Below are 23,219 nucleotides of genomic sequence, written 5' to 3' on the forward strand. Positions count from 1 at the left end.
CGGTCAGCGGCGACGGGCGGCGCAATCGGCCGCCATGCGGATGGCGGCGATCATCGCACCGGGAGAGGCCAGGCCCTTGCCGGCAATGTCAAAGGCGGTGCCATGATCGGGCGAGGTGCGGATGATCGGCAGGCCCAGCGTGGTGTTGACCCCATCATCGAAATGCAGCGCCTTCAGCGGGATCAGCGCCTGGTCATGATACATGCACAGCGCCGCGTCATATCGGGCGCGGGCATGGGCGTGGAACATCGTGTCGGCCGGCAGCGGGCCGATCACGTCAATGCCCTCCTCGCGCAGCGCCTCGATCGCCGGGCGGATGATCTCGATCTCCTCCCGCCCGATGGTGCCGCTTTCGCCGGCATGGGGGTTGAGGCCGGCAATGGCCAGGCGCGGCGCTTCGATGCCGAAATCGCGGGCCAGGCTGCGCGCGGTGATGCGGGCCCGGCACAGGATCAGATCGCTGGTGATCAGCCGCGGCACCTCGGCCAGCGGCACGTGCACCGTCAGCGGCACGGTACGCAAGGTCGGCCCGGCCAGCATCATCACCGCATTGCTGGCGGCCACGCCGCAGCGTTCGGCAACAAATTCGGTTTGGCCCGGATAGCTGAACCCGATGGCGGCCAGCTGCGATTTCGCCACCGGCCCGGTGACCAGCGCCGATGCCATGCCCTGCCGTGCCAGCCCGCAGGCCAGTTCCAGGCTGTCGAGCGCACAGCGGGCGCCGGGCAGATTGGGCTGGCCGGGCACGATCTCGCCCGGGTCATCCACCTGGATCAGCGGCAGCGCATCGGCAAAGGCGGACGCGGCATGGTTGGGATCGGAAAGCGTCGCGATCGGCCCGCTCCACACCGCGCGCAGGGCACGGGCATCGCCGATGGCGAGGAACGGCGGCAGGCCCGCGCTGTCACGCCGTTCCCAGGCGGCCGCGATGATTTCCGGGCCAACCCCGGCCGGATCGCCGAGCGAAACCGCCAGCGGTGCCGAAGGGGCGGGATCGGCCATCAGCGATAATCGACGATGGCGTCGCGCCGCAGATCGCGCAGATAGCGGCGGGCGCGCATGCCCACCCGCTCTTCGTTCATCTGGTTGTAGATCTCATCGAAATTGGGGGCTCGGGCCTGCACTTGGCTATCATCGCGGCCACACAGCACCAGCACGCGCAGGCCTTCCTCGGCCGAACCAAAGGCCGGTGTGGCCTCCCCGATCGACATGCGGCCCAGGATATTCTGCAGCGCCGGCGGCAGATCCTTCATGCGGATGGCGTCGTTGGTGGCAACATCGCCGCCCACCTGCTTGGCCAGCGCCTCCACCCCGCCGCAGCCGCCCATTTTCTGGGTGAGCGCGCCGATTTCGGCCACCTTGGCGCGGGCCTGTTCCTCGGTGGTGTTGGCCTTCAACGGAATGGTCAGCTGCTTCAGGCTGAGCACGGCCATGAGCGGATCGGCGGCCAGCACCTGGCGCTTTTCGATCAGCGACATGATGGCAACGCCGCCGGGCACGGCGATGGGATCGCTGATCTGGCCGGGCTGCAGGCTGGCCAGCGCCGGTGCCAGCGCATCGCTCAACTGTTCGGCGCGCACCCAGCCCAGATCGCCGCCCAGGCCGGCGCTGGAGCTTTCGGAGAATTGGCGGGCATAGGCGACAAAGCTGGCACCGCCGCGCACCTGGCCGACGATGCGCGCGGCATCCTCCATCACCTGATTGAGATTGTCGGTGGTGGCGGTCAGGAAAATCTCGCCAACATGATATTCGTCCTTGCCCTTGGCGGCATTCAGCTTGTCCACCACGGCCTGCACTTCATCATCGCCCACGTTGACGAGCGGCTCCACCTTGCGGCGCAGCACGCGGCTCCACGCCATTTCGGCGCGGATCTGCGATTTCAGGCTGTTGGCCGATGATCCGTTCTGCGCCAGATAGGCTTCGAACTGGGCCGGCGTGCGCTTGAAATTCTGGGCGATGCGATCGAACGAGCGCTGCACTTCGGCTTCCGGGATGCGGATGTCGTTCTCGCTGGCTTCCTGCAGCTGCAGCTTTTCATCGATCAGGTTGCGCACGATCTGCAGGCGCAGGCGCTGGCGTTCGGCCTCATCGATGCGGCCGCCATTGGCCGCCAGCACCAGCGCCAGCCGGTGATCGATATCGGTATCGGTGATCACATCGCCGTTCACGATGGCCTGGGCCTTGCGCAGGGCGGGATCGACATTGCCGAGCAGCACGATGTCGGGCAGGTCGTCGGCGGAAAAACTGCGCTCGGCCGATTGGGCATCGGCACGGTCCGCCACCACCAGGCCGGTGGCCAGCGGCGACGCGGCAGCCAGGGCCAGGGCAAGGATGTGGCGCTTGATCAACTGAAACCGCATTCCGACACTCCGAAGAACTGCATTCGCCTTAGCGCATGGCTGCGCCGGGGGGAAAGCACCATCTTGCCCGCTGTGCCTTCGCTGGGCTGAACCAAAGGTGAAATAAAGATCAGACGGGCCGGCTGACCAATGCCGGATCACCGGCCAAGGGTTTTGCCCCGGCCGGTTTACCGGCCAAGTGTCTTGAACGCGATGCTGATCTGGAATGCGTTGCCGGGCCGGAAATCGCGGTCCCCCACATAATCGCGCCGCCAGCCAACACCAAAGCGGAAACATTCATCCTCATATTCCAGGCCAAAGCGGTGCCGGATGCCGCGGAAGCCATTGCCGGTGGCCAGCGGATTGTCGGCCTTGGTGGTGAGATCGATGATGCCGTTGCCAAACAGCGTCCAGTATCGGGCAAAGGCCACGCGCCCGGCCAGCCGCAGTTCCTGCCGGTCTTCCAGATCCTCCAGCGTGACGTTGCGGTTGAGCCTGATATAGGCCGCCGAAACATAGGTGCGCCGGCCGCCGACGGTCAGGTCAATCTCGTTGCGGCGCACGGCCAGATTGTCCTTGTCGAGCCGGAAGCGGTGGGTCAGCTCGATCAGGCGGCCGAATTTCAGCGCCACGCGGCCCACCACGTCCGACAGGCGGCCCTGGTACCCGGTGCCGGCGGAAAATTCACTGCCGTCCCCGCTGAGCCGCACGGATTGCCCCAATTCGGCCTGCAGCTGGAACCCCGGCCGGTTGACGCTATATTCCGCGCCATAGGTAACCCGGCTGCCGCTTTCGAACCGGTCCAGCCCCGGCGCGCGGTTCAGATCGAACAGGCTGACATCATCCAGTTCAAAGGCGCGGGCATCCTCGTTGGGGAAGCCCAGGTTGCGCACCTTGGGTGCCGCGATCAGCTGCAGGCGCGGCGTGATCGACTGGTCCCCGCCAAAGGCCGGCCCGGCAAAGGGCCAGCTGATATCCACTGCCGCCAGCGCCAGGCCGCGTCCGCGCCAGCCATCGCGGCCGGCATAGGCCGGGAAGGTGGCGAGCGCCGCATTGCGCACATCATAAAGATCGCCGCGCACCAGGCCGGTGAAGGCCACGCGCTGGCCCAGCGTGGTCAACAGGCTGCGATCCCAGCGGGCCCAGCCCAGGGCGCGATACATGTCCTGCCCGCTGGCGCGGATGATGCTCGTGCTGTTGGCGCCCAGCCGGAAGCGGCCGCCGGCAAATTGCCAATCGGGCCGCCAGTCATAATCGATCAGCGGCAGCACCAGCGGGCTTTCGCCGGCACGGTCGCTGGCGCGCAGGCCCTGGAAATACCAGGCCGAGATCGACAGCCAGCTTTCATCGGTGATGCGTTCCAGCGCATAGCTTGAGCGCAGCGTGTCATCAAAGCCGAGGCCATAGCGGCGGTTGAACGTGTCGTCGCTGGTCAGCCGCAGCGAGAACACCGACCGCCACAGCCGGTTGTGCTGCAGCCGGCCCTTGATGCCCAGATAACCGCGGAACCGCTCCCCCATGTCGATCTCGGTGGTGCCATTGGGCGCCAGATCGAAGCGGCGCGACACGGTGACCATGCCATCGACCTGGATCGGGCCATCAGCCAACAGCCGCCGGGCCTGGAACGCCAGCGCCGGGTTGGTGGCGGTGTAGAGCCAGGGCGTGAGCGTGAGATCATGATCCGGCCCGAAGGCGAAATGGATCGGCGCCGACACGCCAAGGCCCAACTGGCGCTGGATTTCAATCGCCGGCACCAACAGGCCGCCCGCCCGCGGCGCATCGCCATCCGGGTGTGACAGGCGCGGCAGGTAGAACACCGGCACGCCAAACATTTCCAGGCTGGCATCGCGATAGGAAATGCGGTGGCGCCGCTGATCATAGCTGATCTTCACCGCCTTGATCTTCCACACCGGCACCTGCGGACAGCCCTCGCTGTTCACCACCGCGCAGGGCGAATAGGCGGCGTGATCCAGCGTGTAATTGCCATCATTGCGGGTGGCGCCGCGCGCGCCCAGCCGGCCGCCATCGTTCAGCACCAGCAGCATGTTGGCGATGGCGCCATCCTTCAGACTGTCGGTAAGGGTGATCCGGTCGCCCAGCGCCTGGTTGCCGGCCGGATCGGTGATCGAGACATTGCCGATGGCGATCACCTCGCCGGCATCACCATCGGCGCCGCGGCGATATTCCACCCGATCGGCGACCAGCGCATAGCCATCGCGCGACACGCGCACCCGCCCCTGCGCCGTCACCAGCCGGGCGGCCTCGTCATAGCTCATCTGATCGGCTTCGAAATCGACCATGTCGCCGGCGGCGGGCAGGGCGGATTTGCGCACCGGCGCATCCGGATCGGCGTTGCGCGGTTCGGGATTGCCCCACAGCGCCGGGTTCATGCGCTGCGCCTGCGCGGCCTCTGGCAGCAACATCGCCAGCGCCACGCCGGCAAGGCACAGCGCGCGGCGCGGGAACGGGTGGCAGAGCAGGGTCACCCGGGTGGATTAGCCGGGCCGCCCCGAGCCTGCAACCATCTCCCTGCAACCATCTGCTTGGGTTCGGGCGCATCCCGCCCTATTTGAAGCATCTGCCGAATCGAAAGGATGTTCTGATGCTTGCCGTGTCGTTCCTGCCCGCCATTGCCGATGCCGCCCACCCGCTGGTGGTGCTGGCCGGCCCCGGCGATGGTCTTGCCGGCCCGGCTGCGGCGCTGGATGCCGCCACCGGCGGTGCACTGGCGCGGGCGGCAAAGGCCGCCCGGTTTGAAGGGGAGGCTGGCGCCATCGTCGAACTGCTGGCCCCCGCTGGCCTTGAGTGCCACCGCCTGCTGCTGGTCGGCACCGGCCCGGCCGACAAGCTGGACGCGCTGACCGCCGAGCGCATTGGCGGCGCCATCACCGCCCGGCTGCTGACCAGTGGCGAAACCCAGGCCAATGTGGATGTGACCGGCGTGCTCACGGCCGAACAGGCCGCGCATCTCGCCCACGGCGCCCAGCTGCGCAGCTGGCAGTTCAACCCCTATCGCACCCGCCTGAAAGACAAGCAGAAGCCCAGCCTGACCCATCTGGCCGTCATTGGCGCCGCCGATGCCGCCGGCCCGCATGCCCGGCTGGCGGCGATTGCCGGCGGCGTCGCCCGCACCCGCACGCTGGTCAGCGAGCCGCCCAACATCCTCTATCCCGAAAGCTTTGTTGAAAAGGCGCTGGATCTGGCCGGCCTGGGTGTCGAGCTGATCGTGCTCGATGATGCCGAAATGAAGCGGCTGGGCATGGGCGCGCTGCTGGGCGTGGCGCAGGGTTCGGTGCGGCCGGCGCGCCTGCTGGCCATGCGCTGGAACGGCACTGGTCGCGATGACGTGAAGCCGGTGGTGTTCGTCGGCAAGGGCGTGACGTTCGACACCGGCGGCATCAGCCTGAAGCCGGCGGCCGGCATGGAAGACATGAAGTGGGACATGGGTGGGGCAGGGGCCGTGACGGGCGCGATGCACGCGCTCGCTGCCCGCAAGGCCAAGGCGCATGTCATCGGGGTGGTGGGCCTGGTTGAGAACATGCCCGACGGCAATGCCCAGCGCCCCGGCGACGTCGTCACCACCATGAACGGGCAGACGGTTGAGGTGATCAACACCGATGCCGAAGGCCGGCTGGTGCTGTGTGATGCCATGTGGTGGGCGCAGGAGACGTTCGAGCCGGAAATCGTCGTCGATCTGGCGACGCTCACCGGTGCGATCATCATCAGCCTCGGCCACGAACATGCCGGCATGTTCTGCAACGATGATGGCCTCGCCGAACAGCTGCGCAGCGCCGGCGCGGCCGTGGGTGAGAAGCTCTGGCGGATGCCGATCGGCGATGCCTATGACAAGCTGATCGACAGCGACGTGGCCGACATGAAGAATGTCGGCCCGCGCGAAGGCGGCTCGATCAGCGCGGCCCAGTTCCTCGCCCGCTTCCTGAAGCCCGGCGTGAAATGGGCCCATCTCGATGTCGCCGGCACCGTCTGGTCGAACAAGCCCGGCGCGGTCCACGACAAGGGCGCCACCGGCTATGGCGTGCGCCTGCTCGACCGGTTCATCGCCGACAATTTCGAAGCCTGACAGCCCGATCCTCCCCCTTTGGGGGAGGTGGCAGCCGAAGGCTGACGGAGGGGGCGGGCACGCCGATACACATGCGCCCCCTCCGCCCTGCGGGCACCGCCCCCAGCGGAGGCGGATCATTGCCGTCCCACCCTTGCCATTTCCCGCCTCGCCCTGTAGGGGGCCGCGCATCCGTTTCCCCTATCAACCGAGTGGACTTTTCTCATGGCCATCACCCGCACCTTCTCGATCATCAAGCCCGACGCCACCCGTCGCAACATCACCGGCAAGGTGAATGCGATGATCGAAGCCGCCGGCCTGCGCATCGTCGCGCAGAAGCGCCTGCAGCTGACCCAGGCCCAGGCCGAAGGCTTCTACGCCGTCCACCGCGAGCGTGGCTTCTTCGGTGAACTGGTGCAGTTCATGATCTCCGGCCCGGTCGTGGTGCAGGTGCTGGAAGGCGAAGACGCCGTTCCGGCCTATCGCAAGGTGATGGGCGCCACCAACCCGGCCAACGCCGATGCCGGCACCATCCGCAAGGAACTGGCCGAATCGATCGAAGCCAACACCGTCCACGGTTCGGACAGCGACGAGAACGCCGCGATCGAAATCGCCTATTTCTTCTCGGCATGCGAAATCGTCGGCTAAGCCGACCCAGGTCGAACGATCGAGGGCCGCAGCGCAAGTTGCGGCCCTTTTTCGTTGCCTACTTCAGGGCGTGGTCACGCCCAGACCGCGCCGCAGCGCCGCGATGATGGCGGCATTGAACTGCCGGCTCACCCGGGCGCCCGGCACGATGTTGATGAAGGCATGATAGGCCCCCGGCACCACCAGCAATTCCACCGGCACACCCGCGGCGTTCAGACGCCGGGCATAGGCAATATCTTCCTCGACAAACAGGTCGAGACCGCCAACCGCGATGAAGGCCGGCGGCAAACCGGCGAGATCTTCAACCCGGCCCGGCACCGATCCCGGCGGCACCGTCGGCAGGCCCGGCGGTTGGCCCAGCAGGGCGCTCCAGCCATTGCGGTTCGCGTCCACCGTCCAGACATAGGTGCCAATGTGCGGCGGCACCGGCGTGCCTGATCCGGTGCGGTCGTCCAGCATCGGATAGACCAGCAATTGGAAGGCAATCGGGAACTCGCCGCGATCACGGGCAGCGATGGCCAGCATCGCCGCATGGCCACCGCCGGCGCTGTCACCGCCAACCGCGATCCGGGCCCGATCAATGCCAAGCGCGTCCGCCTCGCGGTGCAGCCAGCGCAACACGGCATAATTATCTTCAAGGGCGCCCGGGAAGCGGGTGGCCGGCGCCAGCCGATAATCGACGGACACCAACATGCAGCCACTATCCCGCGCGCGCACCTGCAGCCGCTGCAGATTCTGATCGAAGCGGCCACCGATGAAGCCGCCGCCATGCATATACAGGTAAACCGGCTTGCCGCGCTGCAGGGGGGAACCGTCGATGATCATCACCCGCACATCCGGGCCGCCAGGCGGGCCGGGCACGGTCCTGATCACCGGCTGCGGTGCCGTCGGGGGCAGGGGCACCGGGTTCGGCGGCGGTGGGCGGTTGGGTGGCGGGCTGGTACGCGCGGCGTTGCGGGCCGATGCCATCGCTGCCGCCCGCAATTCCGGGTCCACCAGCAGCAACGGGTCGGTGCCAGCCCGCGCACCGCTGCCAAGCAGCAGCCCGGCACCGCCAACAGCAGCCAGCAATTGTCGCCGGTTGAAATCATGCTGCATCGGTTTGCCCCGTTTCAAACCGCGCCGGCCAATCTCACCCCTTGGCCTTGCGCCCCTTCTTCACCGGTGCCGCCTCCACCCGCGGTGCCGCTGCCAACAGTGGTGCCAGATATTTGCCGGTCCAGCTACCCTCGCACGCCGCCACGGCTTCGGGGGTGCCGGTCACCACCACCTGGCCGCCCTTGTCGCCGCCGTCGGGGCCCAGATCGATGATGTGATCGGCCGTCTTGATCACATCCAGGTTGTGCTCGATCACCACCACGCTGTTGCCCTGGTCCACCAGCGCGTGCAGCACTTCCAGCAGCTTGCGCACATCTTCGAAGTGCAGGCCGGTGGTTGGTTCATCAAGGATATAGAGCGTGTTGCCGGTGGCGCGGCGGGAGAGTTCCTTGGCCAGCTTCACGCGCTGCGCCTCGCCGCCCGACAGGGTGGTGGCCTGCTGGCCAATCTTCACATAGCCAAGGCCGACTTCGAGCAGCATGGCAAGCTTCTCGCGGATCGGTGGCACCGCCTTGAAAAACTCCACGCCGTCCTCGATCGTCATGTCCAGCACGTCGGCGATGCTCTTGCCCTTGAATTTTACCTCCAGCGTTTCGCGGTTGTAGCGGGCACCGTGGCACACATCGCAGGTCACATAGACATCGGGCAGGAAGTGCATCTCGATCTTCAGCACGCCGTCGCCCTGGCAGGCCTCGCAGCGCCCGCCCTTCACGTTGAAGCTGAAGCGGCCGGGCTTGTAGCCGCGCGCCTGGGATTCCGGCAGGCCGGCAAACCAGTCGCGGATGTTGGTGAAACAGCCGGTGTAGGTGGCCGGGTTGGATCGCGGCGTGCGGCCGATCGGTGACTGGTCGATGTCGATCACCTTGTCGAGATGGCTGAGCCCGTCCAGCCCGTCGTGCGGCGCCGCGAGCACCCGCGCACCGTTCAGCTCGCGCGCGGCGGCGTTGAACAAAGTGTCGATGGTGAAGGTGGACTTGCCGCTGCCCGAAACCCCGGTGATGCAGGTGAAGGTGCCCAGCGGAATGCTGGCCGTCACCCCGGTCAGGTTGTTGCCGCGGGCGTTCTTCACCGTCAGCTTCTTGCCTGAACCCTTGCGGCGCATGGCCGGCACCGGAATGGCGCGCCGGCCCGACAGATAATCGCCGGTGATGCTGCCTTCGGTGGCCAATATGTCGGCCAGCGTGCCGGCCGCCACCACCTTGCCGCCATGCACGCCGGCGCCCGGCCCCATGTCGACGATATGATCGGCCAGCCGGATGGCATCCTCGTCATGCTCCACCACCAGCACGGTGTTGCCGAGATCCCGCAGCCGCTTCAGCGTCGCCAGCAGCCGGTCATTGTCGCGTTGGTGCAGGCCGATGGAGGGCTCGTCCAGCACATAGAGCACCCCCGACAGGCCGGAACCGATCTGGCTGGCCAACCGGATGCGCTGCGACTCCCCGCCCGACAGCGTGCCGGATTTGCGGTCGAGGTTGAGATAATCGAGGCCGACATTGTCGAGGAAGCCCAGCCGCTCGACGATTTCCTTCAATATGCGGTCACCGATGGCGCGCTGCTTGGGGGTGAGGTGATCGGCGACGCCACGCGCCCAGGCCAGCGCCTGGCCCACCGGTCGCCGCACCGCCGTCGCAATGGTTTCGCCGGCCACCTTCACGCTCAACGCCTCCGGCCGCAGCCGGTCGCCGTTGCATGCCTCGCAAGGGGAAGGGGACTGGTAACGCTCCAGCTCCTCGCGCATCCAGGCACTTTCGGTGTTCAGCCGCTTTTCGAGATTCTTGATGACGCCTTCAAACGGCTTCATCACCTCATAGGCCTTGCGCCCGTCTTCAAAACGCAGCGCAATCGCCTTGCCGCCGGTGCCATGCAGGATGGCATGGCGCGCCGCCTCCGACAGGTCTGCCCATTTCTGCTTCAGCGTGAAGCCATAGGCGCGGCCCACGCTGGCCAGCACCTGCAGATAATAGGGCGAGGGCGGGTTGGATTTGGCCCATGGCGCCACCGCACCCTTTTCCAGGGTCAGCGCATGGTTGGGCACGATCAGCTCGGGATCGAAATGCAGCTTCTCGCCCAGGCCATCACAGGCCGGGCAGGCGCCCTGTGGGGCGTTGAAGCTGAACAGCCGCGGTTCGATCTCCGAAATGGTGAAGCCCGAAACCGGGCAGGCGAATTTCTCGGAGAAGAGGATGCGATTCCCCTCCCCTTCAGGGGAGGGGCCAGGGGTGGGGACGTTGGCACGGGCGTCAGCCTTCCCCACCCCCGACCCCTCCCCTGAAGGGGAGGGGAGAATCTCGACAATCGCCAGCCCCTCGGCCAGTTTCAGCGCGGTCTCGAAACTTTCGGCGAGCCGGGATTCCAGCCCCTCCTTCACCGCCAGCCGGTCCACCACCACATCAATGTCGTGCTTGTATTTCTTGTCGAGCGCCGGCGCCTCCTCGATGGCGTAAAAGGCGCCGTCGATCTTCACGCGGGTGAAGCCATCCTTCTGCAGCTGCGCCAGCTCCTTGCGATACTCGCCCTTGCGGCCGCGCACGATGGGGGCGAGCAGGTAAAGCCGGGTGCCCTCGGCCAGCGCCATCACCCGGTCCACCATCTGGCTCACCGTCTGCGCGGTGATCGGCAGGCCGGTCGCCGGGCTGTAGGGCACGCCCACGCGCGCCCAAAGCAGGCGCATGTAATCATAGATTTCCGTCACGGTGGCGACGGTGGAGCGTGGGTTCTTCGATGTCGTCTTCTGCTCGATGCTGATCGCCGGGGACAGGCCCTCGATATGGTCCACATCGGGCTTGGACATCATCTCCAGGAACTGGCGCGCATAGGCGGACAGCGATTCCACATAGCGGCGCTGGCCTTCGGCGTAGATGGTATCAAAGGCGAGGGAGGATTTGCCCGAACCCGACAGGCCGGTGATCACGGTGAGCGCGTTCTTGGGCAGATCGACATCCACCCCCTTCAGATTATGTTCCCGCGCGCCGCGCACCTGGATCTGGTTCAGCATCTTGGCAATGTTCCACATCTGTTCACTGCGCGCAACCCAGCGCAGATCTCACATCGCGGCGTAGGCGCAGGGCCCGCGCCGGGCAAGCGCAGGCTTGTCGCAACGGCGGAAGGCCGCTCCGGAACAACCGGAGCGGCCCTGCCATGTGAAGCCCTATCAATGACTGATAGGTGCCAAGGATTTCAGCCTGTTACAGGCCCAGCATCCGTCGGCTGCGGCCTTCCAGCCAAGTGCCGGCCATCAGCGCCGCCATCACCGGATAGGACCAGAAGACGAGGCCAACCGCATAGGCCCAGGCGAAGTCACCGGTCTCGGTCATGCTGCCGACATGCACCAGCGTGCCGACAAACTGGAACGCGGCGGCCCACATCGGCCAGAAGCGGTCAGACCGCAGCGCCAGCACGAGCAGCCCGGCCAGCAGCGCCATGTCCACCCACAGCACGCCGGTTTCGGTGTGCTTGTAATTGGTCTGGACGATGCGCGACACGATCGTGGCGACAACGAAGGCAGACGCCGTGACTTGCTCGTCCCAGCCGCCGTAGCGAAAGGCGAGGTAGCAGGCCGCCACCAGCGCCAGAATACCCATCAATGCAAACATCAACGCCTCCCTGTTGGTATGGCGGCCCGGCGAATGACATCATCCACCAGGCGGCCATGCTTGGGCGAGGGGTGCTGCCTCAGGCAGCGACGGTGAGGTGGCGGCGGGCCGGGCCGGTTTCGGTCAGCGCGGCTTCTTCCGGCGGGCAGGTGCCGTTGAAGTTCACGGCGCCCAGGCCAACCTGGGTCTGCGCGGCGCGCAGCGAGGCATGGGTGGCGATGATGCGGGCGCGGGCTTCGACCAGCTGCTGGCAGGTCTGCATGGCGTTCATCAGCGCGTCCTGGCCGATGCAGGCGGAAAGATTGGCTTCCTGGCGCGCCATCGGCATCACTGCGGTCAGCTGGGCAACGGCGGCAACAGCGGCGTCGATGGCGGCCTCGGCGGCAAACAGCTGCTCGGCGATCTTGTTGGCGGCGAAACGGCGTTCCTTCAGCATGGCAATATCCTTCCGGTTGCGGCGCGCCGGGGGGCGGCCGGTTGGTGGGTCGTCCTTCCGGACGACGACCGTCCGGAAGGGCTAAATCAGCGTCTTGAGCGCGGCCAGGGCGGCAAGAACACCGCCAAACGTGAGCGCGGACGCAAGGGCGATGAACAACATCCACCCGAGTCGGTGGCCGATCGCCAGATCATTTCGTTGGCCCCAGGGACGCGTGTTCAGGAAAGGCCGGGCATCAATGCCAGGGTCGGGGGCTGCAATGCCCGGCCTGTCCGTTGCAAACGTCGGCCCTTGGGCCGTCTTGCCTGTCAGTGCACCGGGGTGAGCGAGGATTCCACCAGGCGGACCAACATCCAGCCTGTGCGGAGGAGGCAGCGTCCGTGCGAGGGATCCTTGTTCGAGCAGATTGGGGTCGCTGGAACGGGAGGATGCTGCACCGATCTCCGCAGAAGCCGGTGCCCCAAACATCGCCGAATCCGCTGCCGCCGCAATCTCCGACGCTTGGTATATCAATGGCTGATATGCGCTTGAGACAGCCAAATCATTGATAACGCCCGATTCCACTTCATGGGCATGCAGCAGCATCGCCGCTTCGGTGCGGTTGGAAACACCCAGTTTGCGGATGGCGGTGCGCAACCGCATGTCCACTGTGTGGTGGGAAATGCCCAGTTCGCGCGCGATATCCTTGGAGGTGAGGTGGGCATAGACCAGGCGCAGGCAATCGCGCTCTGCATCGCTGAGCGTGGCCAGCCGGTGATTCACCGCTGGTTGCGAGTCTGGCCGTGTTGTCACAGTAGGACACATTGGTCTGGACGCGCGAAAGTCAAGCGCAAGTGCGCTGCCGCGTCCATATTCATGACTCAAGGTTCCACTCAACATCGCGACCCCATGCGACCACCAGCTACCCCAGCCACACTTATCCACCGTTGTGGCCGTGAACACAAGTGTTAACCAAGGTGGATCGGGTGGCGAGATGACACATAGCGGGCAAAATCCTAACGAATCCGAAACCAATCCTGACAGCTGCTGGCCCCTGCCACGAACTATTCACGCACCTCGCGGCTTTTGCGGCTTTTGCCGCGCCAGGCGGCCTGCCACGATGGTGGCGGGCATGGAGGCAGGATGAGCTGGGACGACGAAATCGCGGAACTGCAGCGGCGCGAACAACTGGCACGCGCCATGGGCGGGCCCGACAAGCTGGCCCGCCAACGCGACCAGGGCCGGCTGAACGCCCGCGAACGCTTGGCGGCGCTGGTCGATGCCGGCAGCTTCCGCGAGATTGGCGCGCTGGCCGGCTTTGCCAGCTATGATGGCGATGGCGCGATGACGGCGTTTCAACCAGCCAACTTCCTCTTTGGCCGGGCCACCATCGCCGGCCGGCCAGTGGTCGCCACCGCCGATGATTTCACCGTGCGCGGCGGCGCCGCCGATGCCAGCCTGCACCGCAAATTGTCCGATGCCGAACGGCTGGCCAGCGAATATGGCCTGCCGCTGATCCGCATGATCGAAGGCACCGGCGGTGGCGGCAGCGTGCGCACGCTGGAAAGCGCCGGCTACACCTATATCCCCGAAATCCCGGGGTGGGAGCATATGACCGCCAATCTGGCGCGCGTGCCGGTCGTGGCCATGGGCCTGGGCGCCGTCGCCGGGCTGGGCGCCGGGCGTATGGTGATGGCGCATTATTCGCTGCTGGTCGATGGCATGGCCCAGATGTTTGTCGCCGGCCCGCCGGTGGTCGCCGCTGCCGGGGAAAAACGCACCAAGGAGGAACTGGGCGCCGCCGCCATCCATGCCGGCAATGGTGCCGTTGATGATCGTGTCGCCAGCGAGGCCGAGGCGTTTCTGCGCACCCGCTGGTTCCTGTCCTATCTGCCGTCCTCGGTCGATGAGTTGCCGGCCCGCGCCCCTTGCCATGATCCCGTCACCCGCGCCGAGGAGTGGCTGGTCGGCGCCGTCCCCCGCGATCCGCGCCGGCTCTATCCGGTGCGCCCCATCGTGGAGGCGATTGTTGACAAGGGCAGCTGGTTCGAGATCGGTCGCGAGTGGGGCACCGGCGTCGTCACGGGCCTGGCCCGGCTGGATGGCTGGCCGGTCGCCGTCATCGCCTCCAACCCGGAATGCCTCGGCGGCCTGTGGACCGCGGCCACTGCCCGCAAGGTCGAACGCATGGTCGATCTGGCCGACACTTTCCACCTGCCGCTGGTGCAGCTGGTCGATAATCCCGGCTTCCTGATCGGCCGCCGCGCCGAGGAGGAGGCGACAATCCGCTGGGGTTCCAGGGCCTTGGCCGCCATATATCAATCGTCCGTACCCTGGGCCTGCGTGGTGTTGCGCAAGGCCTATGGCATGGCCGGCAGCGGCCACGCACCCGCCGATCGCTTCCGCTGGCGCATGGCCTGGCCCTCGGGCGATTGGGGCAGCCTGCCCATCGCCGGCGGGCTGGAGGCTGCCTACCGGGCCGAACTCGAAGCTGCCGAAGACCCCGCCGCCAAGCTGGCCGAGATCCGCGAACGGCTGGAACGCGTGCGCTCGCCGTTCCGCACCGCTGAAAAATATGGCGTCGAAGCCATCATCGACCCGCGCCAGACCCGCGCCGAACTCTGCCAGTTCGCCAACCTCGCCCAGCGCGCACTGAAACCCGGCACCAAGGGCAGGGGCCTCAGGCCCTAGAGGCTGCCTGACCATATGTGCGGCAAGAACAAATCCTCCCCAAACTTGTTTGGGGAGGTGCCGAGCATCGCGAGGCGGAGGGGCGCCGCCCTCACTGCGGCGGCGGTGTCATCCCCATCGTCCGCATGCGCTTCATGCCCTCCATCAACTCCGGCTGGGTGACAAAGCCATCCTTGTCGCCGTCCAGCATGTTGAAGCCCATCTCGCGGCGGCCGGCGGCCAGCCACTCTTCCTTGCTCCACTTGCCATCCTTGTTGGCATCGGCCGCCATCAGCCGTTCGCGTGGCGAGGCCGGCGCGGCGGGCGGCGGCGAGGCCGGCGGCGTCTGGGCCAGGGCGGGTGCCGCGGCCAGCAGGGCAATCAGGGGCAACAGGCGCATGTTGGTCTCCTCTATCTCTATCGTCTCAACGGGCGGCCCGGCCAAATCCCCCGCTCACTCCCGCCGCAAGCTCGCCACCCGGTCCCGCGTCACCGGATAGTCAATGCCTTCGGGGATGGTCAGCCACGGCTCGCCATCGATGGTCACAAACTGTGGCTGCACATAGGGTGCGGGCAGGGCGCCCACGCGGTCAAACAGCCCTATCAATGATTGATATTGCGCCAGCCGGTGCATGTTGCACCAGGTGGGAAACACCATGGCGGCGCGCCCGGCATCATAATCGGCCAGCGCCGCGGCCGCCGTCGTCCAGCGCAGCGCCTTGGCCTCGAACCCGTCGGGCGTGATCGTCGCGTTGGCGCTGCGCCCGGCATCCGCCAGATAGAATCGCGTGTCAAAGCGCCGGGCAATGGCGGCGGCGGCCGGCGGCTCCCAGCGCGCGAACGGCAGGAAGCGCGCCGCATCCACCTTGTGCGCCATCGCCCCCAGCATGCCGGCAAAGCCCACCGCCTCCGCCTCATCCGGCCCGGCGGCGAGCAGGCTGCGGGCATAGGCCAGGGCCGCCTCGTCCGGATGCGGCCCGTCGGTCAACAGCACGCCGGTTTCCTCCAGCGCCTCACGCGCGCAGGTCACGCGCGCGGCCGCGTCCACATCGCTCAGGCCGTCAAAGCCCAGGGCCAGTTGTGGGTTGCGGGCAATGTGGATGTCGCTGGCATCCACCCGCCCGCCGGGAAACACCAGCGCGCCGCCGGCAAAGGCCAGCTGCTCGCCGCGCTGCACCAGCAGAAACTCGGGAATGCCGCCCGGCCCTTCGCGGGCCAGGATCACGGTGGCGGCGGGAATGGCGGCAGGGTTTTCAGGCGGCAGATGAAAATCGGTCATGCTGCCATGTTATGCCGCGTCTTGCGCGGGCGCATCCCTGTGCTATCGGGCAGGGCGAAATTCGCGCCGGGCAGGGCGAACCAGTCAAGGGAGCCAAGTGGCATGAGCGTGCGTCCGTGGCGCGACATCACCCGTCGCAAGAGCCGGCAGATCATGGTGGGCAAGGTGCCGGTGGGCGGCGATGCCCCCATCGCCGTGCAGACCATGACCAACACCCCCACCGAAGATGCGGCCGCAACCATCGATCAGATCCGCGCCTGTGAAGAGGTGGGCGCCGATATCATCCGCGTCTCCTGCCCCACGCCGGAAGCCACCGCCGCCTTCCGCCAGATCACCCGCGCCGCCCGCGTGCCGATCGTGGCCGACATCCATTTCCACTACAAGCGCGCGCTCGAAGCCGCCGATGGCGGCGCCGCCTGCCTGCGCATCAATCCCGGCAACATCGGCAGCCGCGCCCGTGTGAAGGAAGTGGTCAACGCCGCCAAGGCCAATGGCTGCGCCATCCGCATCGGCGTCAACGCCGGCAGCCTCGAAAAGCATCTGCTCGAAAAATATGGCGAGCCTTGCCCCGAAGCGCTGGTCGAAAGCGCGCTCGAGCATATGAAATATCTGCAGGACGAGGATTTCCACGAATTCAAGATCAGCGTTAAGGCCAGCGACGTGTTCCTCGCCGTCGCCGCCTACAATGGCCTCGCCGAAGTCTGCGATTATCCGCTGCACCTGGGCATCACCGAAGCCGGCGGCCTGCAGGGCGGCACGGTCAAATCCTCCATCGGCCTTGGCATGCTGCTGTGGGCCGGCATTGGCGACACCATCCGCGTCTCGCTCTCCGCCGATCCGGTGGAGGAGGTGAAGGTTGGCTATCACATCCTGAAATCGCTCGGCATCCGCGCCCGCGGCGTCAAGATCGTCTCCTGCCCGTCCTGCGCCCGCCAGGGCTTTGACGTGGTGAAGACGGTGGACGCGCTGGAACGCCGCCTCGCCCATATCACCACGCCGCTGTCGCTCTCCGTGCTCGGCTGCGTCGTCAACGGCCCTGGCGAAGCCCGCGAAACCGATATCGGCCTCACCGGCGGCGGCAACGGCCGCCACGCCGTGTTCCTCTCCGGCATCTCCGATCATGTGATCGATGATGAGCGGATGCTCGAGCATATCGTCGGCCTGGTGGAGGCCAAGGCCGCCGAGATCGAGGCCGCCAACGAAGCTGCGGCCGCCGCCGTCGCCGCGGAATAAGCCGCCATGCACGGCGGACCTCCCCGCCCGCGCCGGGTGGAAGAACCGGTGCGCCAGCAGGCGGTGGCCTATGGCTATCGCGTCGCCATGTGGTGCTTCGGGCTTGGCGCGCTGGTCGTCCTGCTCGAAGCCATTGGCCTCGGCTTTGACGCGGACCGGCTGACCTGGCTCGCCGGCCTCACCGCCCCGGCTGCCACCGCCTTCGTCCTTCTGCGCCTGTGGCTGCCTGATCGGGTGGACCGGGGCGCGCGCTACTGGCTGTTCGCCGTCCCCTCCGTCAGCCTCGCCTTCTTCAGCGTGATGTGGATGTTCCGCGCCATGGGCCGCATGTTGTGAAGCGCGGCCTGGCCGGCCTGCTCTGGCTGGGCGTGGGGCTGGCCAAGATGGCGGCGCTGGTGCTGCTGATCGATGGCGATTGGCGGCAGGCCCTGCTGGCGCTGCTGGCGGCCTGGGCCATGGCGGGGCTTGCCATATGGACCCGTGCTGCGACGCGTTGACACCTGCCCCCGCCGCAAACATCATGACAATCTCGTAACCAATTCGGGGGAGGTCGTCATGAAGAATGTCAACATGAAGCTCGCCTTGGGCTTGTTTGTCGGGTTCTTCCTGTTCGGGATTGGCAGCGTCTATCTCGGCTTCTGATCGCCCGGCCTTGCCAGCCGGCGCAACCGCGGCCATGGCTGGCAATCATGATCCGCGCCGCCACCCCGTCTGATATTCCCGCCATCCACCGGCTGATCGTCGAACTGGCGATCTATGAAAAGGAACCGGATGCGGTGAAGGCGAGCCACGATGATCTCGCTCGCGCCCTGTTCGGGGACAAGCCCGCCGCCGAATGCGTGCTGGCCGAGCAGGATGGCGTGGCCGTCGGCCTGGCGCTGTTCTTCACCAACTTCTCGACCTGGACCGGCAAGCCCGGCCTCTATCTCGAAGATCTGTTCGTCTTGCCGTCGGCGCGCGGCGCCGGGCTGGGCAAGGCGCTGCTGGTGCATCTGGCCGGCATCGCGGTCGCCCGCGGCTATGGCCGGTTCGAATGGTCCGTGCTCGATTGGAACACGCCTGCCATCGGTTTCTACAAGGCGCTGGGGGCAAAGCCGATGGACGAATGGACGGTGATGCGGGTGGATGGGGACGCGCTGACCGCGCTGGCCAACAGCCAATGAGCGGCCAGCACCACAGCGATTATCTGCTCATCGGCGCGGGCGCCATGGGCCTCGCCTTTGCCGATACGCTGCTCACCGAACTGCCCGATGCCACCATCACCATCGTCGATCGCCACGCCAAGCCGGGCGGCCACTGGAATGATGCCTATGGCTTCGTGACGCTGCACCAGCCCTCGGCCTTTTATGGCGTCGCCTCGCTGCCGCTGGGATCGGGCCAGATCGACACCCAAGGCCTCAACGCCGGCCTTTATGAACTGGCCTCGGGCGCGGAGGTCAGCGCCTATTTCGAAACGGTGATGAACCGGGTGCTGCTGCCCACCGGCCGCGTGCGCTATCTGCCGTTCAGCAACCATGTCGGCGATGGCCGCATCGTCAACCTGGTCAGCGGCGCCGAAACCCAGGTCAGCATTGGCCGCAAGATCATCGATTCCACCTATCTCGCCACCAGCGTGCCGGCCACCCACACGCGCAAATTCGCCGTCGCCGATGGCGTGCGCATCGTGCCGCCCGGGGAGCTGCCGCACCTCTGGCGCAATCCCGATGCCATGCCGCGCCATTATGTCGTGCTCGGCGCCGGCAAGACCGGGATGGACACGATCCTGTGGCTGCTCGCCGCCGGTGCCACGCCCGACATGATCAGCTGGGTGGCGCCGCGCGCCTCCTGGTTCTTCAACCGCAGCGCCGTGCAGCCCGGCCAGGCCTTTTTCGAAGAATCCATCGGCGGGCAGCTAAGGTTCATGGCTGCGCTGGGCGCGGCCAGCGATGCCGCCGATCTCTTCGCCCGGCTGGAAGATTGCGGCTACATGCACCGCATTTCGCGCGATCATTGGCCGGAAATGTTCCACTATGCCATCGCCTCCACCGCCGAAGTGCGCGAACTGCAGCGCATCACCGATGTGATCCGCCTGGGCCGGGTGCAGGCGCTGGAGCCGGACCGCATGCTGCTGGACGGCGGCAGCCGCGCCACGCCGCCGGGCACATTGTTCATCGATTGCACCGCCTCGGCCGTGGAGCGGCGGCCGCCGGTGCCGGTGTTCCAGCCTGGCAAGATCGTGCCGCAGATGGTGCGCGTGCCGCAACCGGCGTTCAGCGCCGCGCTCATCGCCTGGGTGGAAGCCCATGTGGAGGGGGAGGCGGCGCAGAATGCCCTCACCATGGCGGTGCCACTGCCCGATGCCATCACCGATTTCCCGCGCGCCGCACTGGTCAACCTGTTCAACCAGGGCGCCTGGTCCCAGCACCGCGACCTGATGCAGTGGATCATCAATTGCCGGCTGGATGGCTTTGGCGCCGTGATGCGCGATGTGCAGCCGCACGAGGCGGACAAGATCGCCATCCTCCAGCAACTGCGCCCCGCCGCCATGACCGCCATGGCCAATCTGCAGCGGCTGCTTTAGGGCGTCACCCGCGCAAGAAGCGCGGTCACCCGCGCGCAATATGCGGTCACCAGCCCGCAGCCTGCGGTCACCGCAGCGCCAGACGCGGGCACCAAATCACACGCTTTTGCCACGCCAAAATGCCGCCGAATCAGCCAGTTGGGCCTCAAAACCGAAACACCGGTGGAAATTCCAGAACAATTGCAGATGCTTGGCTACCGGCCTGTCCTACAGCCACCGCCCCATGGCAAAATCGGCCTGTTCCTTGAAAATTTCATCACGCCGCCGGCCAACATGAAAAGGGCGGCCACCGGGGCCGCCCTTCGCATCGTCCGGAACGCGCGTCTCAGCGCGGTGCGCCGGGGTGTTCCTTGTGCTCCACCGCCAGGCGGCCGGCCTTCTCGGCTTCATAGCGCTCGATCGATTCCAGGATCAGCTTCTCGGCCGTGGCCCGGCCTTCCCAGCCCGAGCACTTCACCCACTTGCCCGGCTCCAGATCCTTGTAATGGGTGAAAAAATGCTCGATCTGGTCGAGCACGATCTTGGGCAGATCGCTATATTCCTCGACGTCGGAATAATAAGGGTAGACCTTGTTCACCGACACGCAGAGCAGCTTGGCATCGCCGCCGCCATCATCTTCCATCATCAGCACGCCCACCGGCCGCACGCGGGCGATGGAGCCCGGCATGAACGGCGTGCGCGCCACGATCAGCGCATCGATGGGATCGCCATCATCGGCCAGCGTGTGCGGGATGAAGCCATAGTTGCACGGATAACGCATCGGCGTGTGCAGGATGCGATCGATGAACAGTGCGCCCGATGCCTTGTCCAGCTCATATTTCACCGGCTCGCCGCCCAGCGGGCATTCGATGATCACGTTGACATCATGCGGCGGGTTCACGCCAATCGGGATCGCATCGATACGCATCGCTCTGAAAACTCCTGTTGTTCGGTTTGAGGGCGGGTTACGGGGCTGCGGCAATATTGTCCACGGTCCAAATGACGCGGACGATGGGACTTTGGGCGGAGGGCAGGAAAATGAACGCAAACTGGGCCTGGGTGGCATTGCTGGCCGGCGGCCTGTGCGAAGCCGGCTTCACCACCGCGCTGCGCCACATCGATGGCGGCCGCAACCTGGTGGCGCTCGCCGGCTTCCTCGTCGCCGTCACCGCCTCCATGGGCCTGTTGGCGCTGGCCGGCCGCCATATCCCGATGGGCACCGCCTATGCCGTGTGGGCCGGCATCGGCGCCGGCGCCACCGCGCTTATCGGCATCGCCTTCTACGCCGAACCATTGAGCCTCGCCCGCGCCCTGCTGCTCATCACCCTGATCGCCTGCATCGCCGGCCTGAAGGCACTGGGCTAAGTCCTCCCCTCCCGCATGCGGGAGGGGTTGGGGGTGGGCAGTGGCTACTTCGCCGTCAGCAACCGCTCCAGCCCGGTCGGGTTCTTCGCATCCAGCGGCGCCAGCCGCTCCAGCCGCGGATAGCGCAAGCCGCCGTTCCACGCCCAGTCCACGCTGCGCACCCGGTCATCCGTCTTCACCAGCAGCCGGATCGGCGCCGTGCCACCTTTCGCCGCCGTCACCGCCGCACGCAGGGCATCATCGCTGTAGGGGATCTCGTTCACCGCGATGATCACGTCCCCCACCACCAGCCCTGCATCGAACGCAGCACTGCCCCACAGCACCTGGTCCACCTTGCCATTGGTGCCGAGCAGCAGCCCGCCCGAAAACATCAGATTGACCTGGCGCCGGTTGGCATCGGTGAAGGCGCTGCTCGGCTTGTCCTGATAGACCAGCTTCCAGCCCAGCATCTCCAGCCCCTTCAGCGGCGCGCCACCGGCCTTTTCGGTGAGCCGCGTCGTCAGCAGACCAGCCCAGTCATAAGGCTGCACCGCATTCAGATCAGCAACCAAGCCATTGAAATCATAAGGCTTCACGCCCCAGTCGCCATCGCCCGTGCCAAAGAAGCGCCGGGCAAAATCATCCAGGCTTTTCAAGCCCTTGCTCTCGCGCCGGATGATGCCGTCCACCTCCAGCCACACCAGCATGCCCTCGGCATAATAATCCTCGCTGCGCTGGAAGCTCAGCCAGCCCTTGGGCGCGCGCGGCGTGATGATCGGATCATTGGTGGTGTCATCCAGGCTGCGCCAGCCGCGCGCCGGCCGATTGTCCAGCGTGGCGGCGATTCCGGCAATCTGATCAATGGTTTCGGCAACGGACACCAGGCCCGAGCGCGCCTGCAGCACATAGCCCCAGAACTGCGTCTGCCCTTCATACACCCACAGCATCGAATTGCGCATCGGGGTGCGGAAATCCGGCGTCACCAGATCGGCGCCGCGCCGGTGCTTGCCGTTCCAGCTGTGGGTGAATTCGTGCGGCAACAGGTTGCGCCGGCCCGGGCCCCGCTCCCAATCGGTGAAATAGCCGGTGTCCACCCCGTTCTCGGAACTGCGGTGATGCTCCAGCCCGATGCCGCCCATTTTTTCGGTGAGGGAGAGCAACAGATCATAATGGTCAAACTGGCGGGTGCCAAAAAGCTTGATTGCCTGGCTGACCAAGGCCTTGTGCTTGCCGATCTGCTCGTCGCTGGCCTTCAGAAAGCGCGCCTCGTCGGCCACGACATTCAGGGTGACATTCTGGCCCAGATCCCATTTGGCAAAATGCCGCCCGGCAAAGAAGGGACTGTCCACCAACGCTTCATAATCAGTGACTTGGTAGGTGATCCGGTTGCCATCGCGGCGTGCCTCCCGCATCGCCGAACCGGCCTGCCAGCCGTCGGGCCAGGTGACCGACATTTCCACCGGAATCTGGCGCGTGAACCAGCCCGCCGGATAAAGCGACACGCTGTTCGGCTGCAGGTTCAGCATGTCGCTGGTCACCACGATGCGCCCCTGCGGCCCGTCGGTGGCCGACAGGAAATCGAACCGCACGTCAAGCGCGGTGGCACCCGCCGGCACCTCCACCCAAAAGGCGAACACATCGAGCGGATCCCGCTTCCACATCAAGGGCTTGCCGCCGGCACTGATCTCCAGCCCGGCCAGCTTCTCGATCTCGCCGCGCGGCGCATGCTTGCCGGGCAGCCATTTGGGGAACAGCAGCGCCATGCGCTTGCCAGCCAGTTCCGCCGGCACCGGGATCGCCTCGGCCACCCGGAACACCCCCCGCTGCGTGTCGGTCGCATCCACATGCAACTTGATGGTACCGGGGAAGGGCGTGTCGCGGGCGGCCGGGACGGCATCCACGATCGGCAAGGGTTGCGGCAGCGACCGCTGGGCCAGGGCCGGCGCAGCAATCAGGGCGGAGGCAAGGAGCAGAATAGCGCGCATGCCCGCTGGTTAGCGA

22 protein-coding genes are annotated in these 23,219 nt (G+C 66.4%); 10 read left to right on the forward strand and 12 right to left on the reverse strand.

Annotation, left to right across the window (positions count from 1 at the left end; all coding sequences use genetic code 11):
• Nucleotides 1-3: 3 nt before the first annotated feature.
• The 3 genes from pdxA to AC6BOR_RS00500 form a co-directional block, all read right to left on the reverse strand.
• Nucleotides 4-1,002: a 4-hydroxythreonine-4-phosphate dehydrogenase PdxA gene (gene pdxA / locus AC6BOR_RS00490; protein ID WP_498059291.1), complete on the reverse strand. Its 999-nt coding sequence runs from the start codon at nt 1,000-1,002 to the stop codon at nt 4-6.
• Nucleotides 1,002-2,360 carry a peptidylprolyl isomerase gene (locus AC6BOR_RS00495; RefSeq protein ID WP_498059292.1) on the reverse strand — a complete coding sequence of 453 codons (1,359 nt, stop codon included), beginning with the start codon at nt 2,358-2,360 and terminating at the stop codon, nt 1,002-1,004. The genes pdxA and AC6BOR_RS00495 overlap by 1 nt, the downstream gene beginning before the upstream one ends.
• A 167-nt stretch (nt 2,361-2,527) precedes the next feature.
• The gene (locus AC6BOR_RS00500; RefSeq protein WP_498059293.1) at nt 2,528-4,825 is read right to left on the reverse strand and encodes an LPS-assembly protein LptD; all 2,298 of its coding nucleotides are present in this window, start codon (nt 4,823-4,825) and stop codon (nt 2,528-2,530) included.
• A 116-nt stretch (nt 4,826-4,941) separates the two neighbouring features.
• Between AC6BOR_RS00500 and AC6BOR_RS00505 the strand changes: the two genes are divergently transcribed.
• Entirely contained in the window at nt 4,942-6,420 is a 1,479-nt protein-coding gene (locus AC6BOR_RS00505) for a leucyl aminopeptidase (RefSeq protein ID WP_498059294.1), read from the forward strand.
• Nucleotides 6,421-6,624: 204 nt separating this feature from the next.
• A complete protein-coding gene (gene ndk / locus AC6BOR_RS00510; protein ID WP_498059295.1) occupies nt 6,625-7,047 on the forward strand; it encodes a nucleoside-diphosphate kinase in 423 nt (140 codons plus the stop codon).
• A 63-nt stretch (nt 7,048-7,110) separates the two neighbouring features.
• Here ndk and AC6BOR_RS00515 read toward each other — a convergent pair whose 3' ends face one another.
• The 5 genes from AC6BOR_RS00515 to AC6BOR_RS00535 all read right to left on the reverse strand — a co-directional run bounded on the left by AC6BOR_RS00515 (nt 7,111) and on the right by AC6BOR_RS00535 (nt 12,966).
• Nucleotides 7,111-8,145: an alpha/beta hydrolase gene (locus AC6BOR_RS00515; protein WP_498059296.1), complete on the reverse strand. Its 1,035-nt coding sequence runs from the start codon at nt 8,143-8,145 to the stop codon at nt 7,111-7,113.
• A gap of 34 nt (nt 8,146-8,179) precedes the next feature.
• The gene (uvrA, locus tag AC6BOR_RS00520; protein ID WP_498059297.1) at nt 8,180-11,140 is read right to left on the reverse strand and encodes an excinuclease ABC subunit UvrA; all 2,961 of its coding nucleotides are present in this window, start codon (nt 11,138-11,140) and stop codon (nt 8,180-8,182) included.
• Between the two features lie 190 nt (nt 11,141-11,330).
• A complete protein-coding gene (locus tag AC6BOR_RS00525; RefSeq protein WP_498059298.1) occupies nt 11,331-11,738 on the reverse strand; it encodes a hypothetical protein in 408 nt (135 codons plus the stop codon).
• Nucleotides 11,739-11,817: 79 nt separating this feature from the next.
• On the reverse strand, nt 11,818-12,174 hold the full coding sequence (locus AC6BOR_RS00530) for a hypothetical protein (protein WP_498059299.1): 357 nt from the start codon (nt 12,172-12,174) through the stop codon (nt 11,818-11,820).
• Between the two features lie 81 nt (nt 12,175-12,255).
• Nucleotides 12,256-12,966, reverse strand: a complete 711-nt coding sequence (locus tag AC6BOR_RS00535; RefSeq protein ID WP_498059300.1) for a helix-turn-helix domain-containing protein — start codon at nt 12,964-12,966, stop codon at nt 12,256-12,258.
• A 330-nt stretch (nt 12,967-13,296) separates the two neighbouring features.
• Between AC6BOR_RS00535 and AC6BOR_RS00540 the strand changes: the two genes are divergently transcribed.
• Nucleotides 13,297-14,844: an acyl-CoA carboxylase subunit beta gene (locus AC6BOR_RS00540; RefSeq protein WP_498059301.1), complete on the forward strand. Its 1,548-nt coding sequence runs from the start codon at nt 13,297-13,299 to the stop codon at nt 14,842-14,844.
• Nucleotides 14,845-14,935: 91 nt separating this feature from the next.
• Here the strand turns inward: AC6BOR_RS00540 and AC6BOR_RS00545 are convergent, their stop codons facing one another.
• Nucleotides 14,936-15,223, reverse strand: a complete 288-nt coding sequence (locus tag AC6BOR_RS00545; RefSeq protein WP_498059302.1) for an EF-hand domain-containing protein — start codon at nt 15,221-15,223, stop codon at nt 14,936-14,938.
• 54 nt (nt 15,224-15,277) lie between these two features.
• On the reverse strand, nt 15,278-16,102 hold the full coding sequence (locus tag AC6BOR_RS00550) for an NUDIX hydrolase (protein WP_498059303.1): 825 nt from the start codon (nt 16,100-16,102) through the stop codon (nt 15,278-15,280).
• Between the two features lie 102 nt (nt 16,103-16,204).
• Here AC6BOR_RS00550 and ispG point away from each other — a divergent pair, with 102 nt between their 5' ends.
• The 6 genes from ispG to AC6BOR_RS00580 are packed head-to-tail and all read left to right on the forward strand — an operon-like array spanning nt 16,205 to nt 19,895.
• The gene (gene ispG / locus AC6BOR_RS00555; protein ID WP_094472376.1) at nt 16,205-17,335 is read left to right on the forward strand and encodes a flavodoxin-dependent (E)-4-hydroxy-3-methylbut-2-enyl-diphosphate synthase; all 1,131 of its coding nucleotides are present in this window, start codon (nt 16,205-16,207) and stop codon (nt 17,333-17,335) included.
• Between the two features lie 6 nt (nt 17,336-17,341).
• Nucleotides 17,342-17,671: a hypothetical protein gene (locus tag AC6BOR_RS00560; RefSeq protein ID WP_498059304.1), complete on the forward strand. Its 330-nt coding sequence runs from the start codon at nt 17,342-17,344 to the stop codon at nt 17,669-17,671.
• Nucleotides 17,668-17,832 (forward strand): hypothetical protein, encoded by a 165-nt coding sequence (locus AC6BOR_RS00565; protein ID WP_498059305.1) that lies wholly within the window; start codon nt 17,668-17,670, stop codon nt 17,830-17,832. The genes AC6BOR_RS00560 and AC6BOR_RS00565 overlap by 4 nt, the downstream gene beginning before the upstream one ends.
• Complete coding sequence (locus tag AC6BOR_RS00570) at nt 17,816-17,977, forward strand: hypothetical protein (RefSeq protein WP_498059306.1); 162 nt, start codon at nt 17,816-17,818, stop codon at nt 17,975-17,977. The genes AC6BOR_RS00565 and AC6BOR_RS00570 overlap by 17 nt, the downstream gene beginning before the upstream one ends.
• Before the next feature lie 47 nt (nt 17,978-18,024).
• Nucleotides 18,025-18,498: a GNAT family N-acetyltransferase gene (locus AC6BOR_RS00575; protein WP_498059307.1), complete on the forward strand. Its 474-nt coding sequence runs from the start codon at nt 18,025-18,027 to the stop codon at nt 18,496-18,498.
• A complete protein-coding gene (locus AC6BOR_RS00580) occupies nt 18,495-19,895 on the forward strand; it encodes an NAD(P)-binding protein (RefSeq protein WP_498059308.1) in 1,401 nt (466 codons plus the stop codon). The genes AC6BOR_RS00575 and AC6BOR_RS00580 overlap by 4 nt, the downstream gene beginning before the upstream one ends.
• A 325-nt stretch (nt 19,896-20,220) precedes the next feature.
• Here AC6BOR_RS00580 and ppa read toward each other — a convergent pair whose 3' ends face one another.
• Complete coding sequence (ppa, locus tag AC6BOR_RS00585; protein WP_498059309.1) at nt 20,221-20,802, reverse strand: inorganic diphosphatase; 582 nt, start codon at nt 20,800-20,802, stop codon at nt 20,221-20,223.
• A gap of 110 nt (nt 20,803-20,912) precedes the next feature.
• On the opposite strand from ppa, the gene AC6BOR_RS00590 reads away from it, so the two are divergent.
• On the forward strand, nt 20,913-21,239 hold the full coding sequence (locus tag AC6BOR_RS00590) for a DMT family transporter (RefSeq protein WP_498059310.1): 327 nt from the start codon (nt 20,913-20,915) through the stop codon (nt 21,237-21,239).
• Between the two features lie 44 nt (nt 21,240-21,283).
• Here the strand turns inward: AC6BOR_RS00590 and AC6BOR_RS00595 are convergent, their stop codons facing one another.
• On the reverse strand, nt 21,284-23,203 hold the full coding sequence (locus tag AC6BOR_RS00595) for a M61 family metallopeptidase (RefSeq protein ID WP_498059311.1): 1,920 nt from the start codon (nt 23,201-23,203) through the stop codon (nt 21,284-21,286).
• Nucleotides 23,204-23,219 lie beyond the last annotated feature (16 nt).

The organism is Sandarakinorhabdus sp. FBCC-B8862 (assembly GCF_059745315.1).

Bases quoted from the DNA above. Each gene is read 5' to 3' on its own strand.
- pdxA (WP_498059291.1), bottom strand. From the start codon at position 1,002: ATGGCCGATCCCGCCCCTTCGGCACCGCTGGCGGTTTCGCTCGGCGAT.
- AC6BOR_RS00495 (WP_498059292.1), bottom strand. From the start codon at position 2,360: ATGCGGTTTCAGTTGATCAAGCGCCACATCCTTGCCCTGGCCCTGGCT.
- AC6BOR_RS00505 (WP_498059294.1), top strand. From the start codon at position 4,942: ATGCTTGCCGTGTCGTTCCTGCCCGCCATTGCCGATGCCGCCCACCCG.
- ndk (WP_498059295.1), top strand. From the start codon at position 6,625: ATGGCCATCACCCGCACCTTCTCGATCATCAAGCCCGACGCCACCCGT.
- AC6BOR_RS00515 (WP_498059296.1), bottom strand. From the start codon at position 8,145: ATGCAGCATGATTTCAACCGGCGACAATTGCTGGCTGCTGTTGGCGGT.
- uvrA (WP_498059297.1), bottom strand. From the start codon at position 11,140: ATGCTGAACCAGATCCAGGTGCGCGGCGCGCGGGAACATAATCTGAAG.
- AC6BOR_RS00525 (WP_498059298.1), bottom strand. From the start codon at position 11,738: ATGTTTGCATTGATGGGTATTCTGGCGCTGGTGGCGGCCTGCTACCTC.
- AC6BOR_RS00530 (WP_498059299.1), bottom strand. From the start codon at position 12,174: ATGCTGAAGGAACGCCGTTTCGCCGCCAACAAGATCGCCGAGCAGCTG.
- AC6BOR_RS00540 (WP_498059301.1), top strand. From the start codon at position 13,297: ATGAGCTGGGACGACGAAATCGCGGAACTGCAGCGGCGCGAACAACTG.
- AC6BOR_RS00545 (WP_498059302.1), bottom strand. From the start codon at position 15,223: ATGCGCCTGTTGCCCCTGATTGCCCTGCTGGCCGCGGCACCCGCCCTG.
- AC6BOR_RS00550 (WP_498059303.1), bottom strand. From the start codon at position 16,102: ATGACCGATTTTCATCTGCCGCCTGAAAACCCTGCCGCCATTCCCGCC.
- ispG (WP_094472376.1), top strand. From the start codon at position 16,205: ATGAGCGTGCGTCCGTGGCGCGACATCACCCGTCGCAAGAGCCGGCAG.
- AC6BOR_RS00560 (WP_498059304.1), top strand. From the start codon at position 17,342: ATGCACGGCGGACCTCCCCGCCCGCGCCGGGTGGAAGAACCGGTGCGC.
- AC6BOR_RS00575 (WP_498059307.1), top strand. From the start codon at position 18,025: ATGATCCGCGCCGCCACCCCGTCTGATATTCCCGCCATCCACCGGCTG.
- AC6BOR_RS00580 (WP_498059308.1), top strand. From the start codon at position 18,495: ATGAGCGGCCAGCACCACAGCGATTATCTGCTCATCGGCGCGGGCGCC.
- ppa (WP_498059309.1), bottom strand. From the start codon at position 20,802: ATGCGTATCGATGCGATCCCGATTGGCGTGAACCCGCCGCATGATGTC.
- AC6BOR_RS00590 (WP_498059310.1), top strand. From the start codon at position 20,913: ATGAACGCAAACTGGGCCTGGGTGGCATTGCTGGCCGGCGGCCTGTGC.
- AC6BOR_RS00595 (WP_498059311.1), bottom strand. From the start codon at position 23,203: ATGCGCGCTATTCTGCTCCTTGCCTCCGCCCTGATTGCTGCGCCGGCC.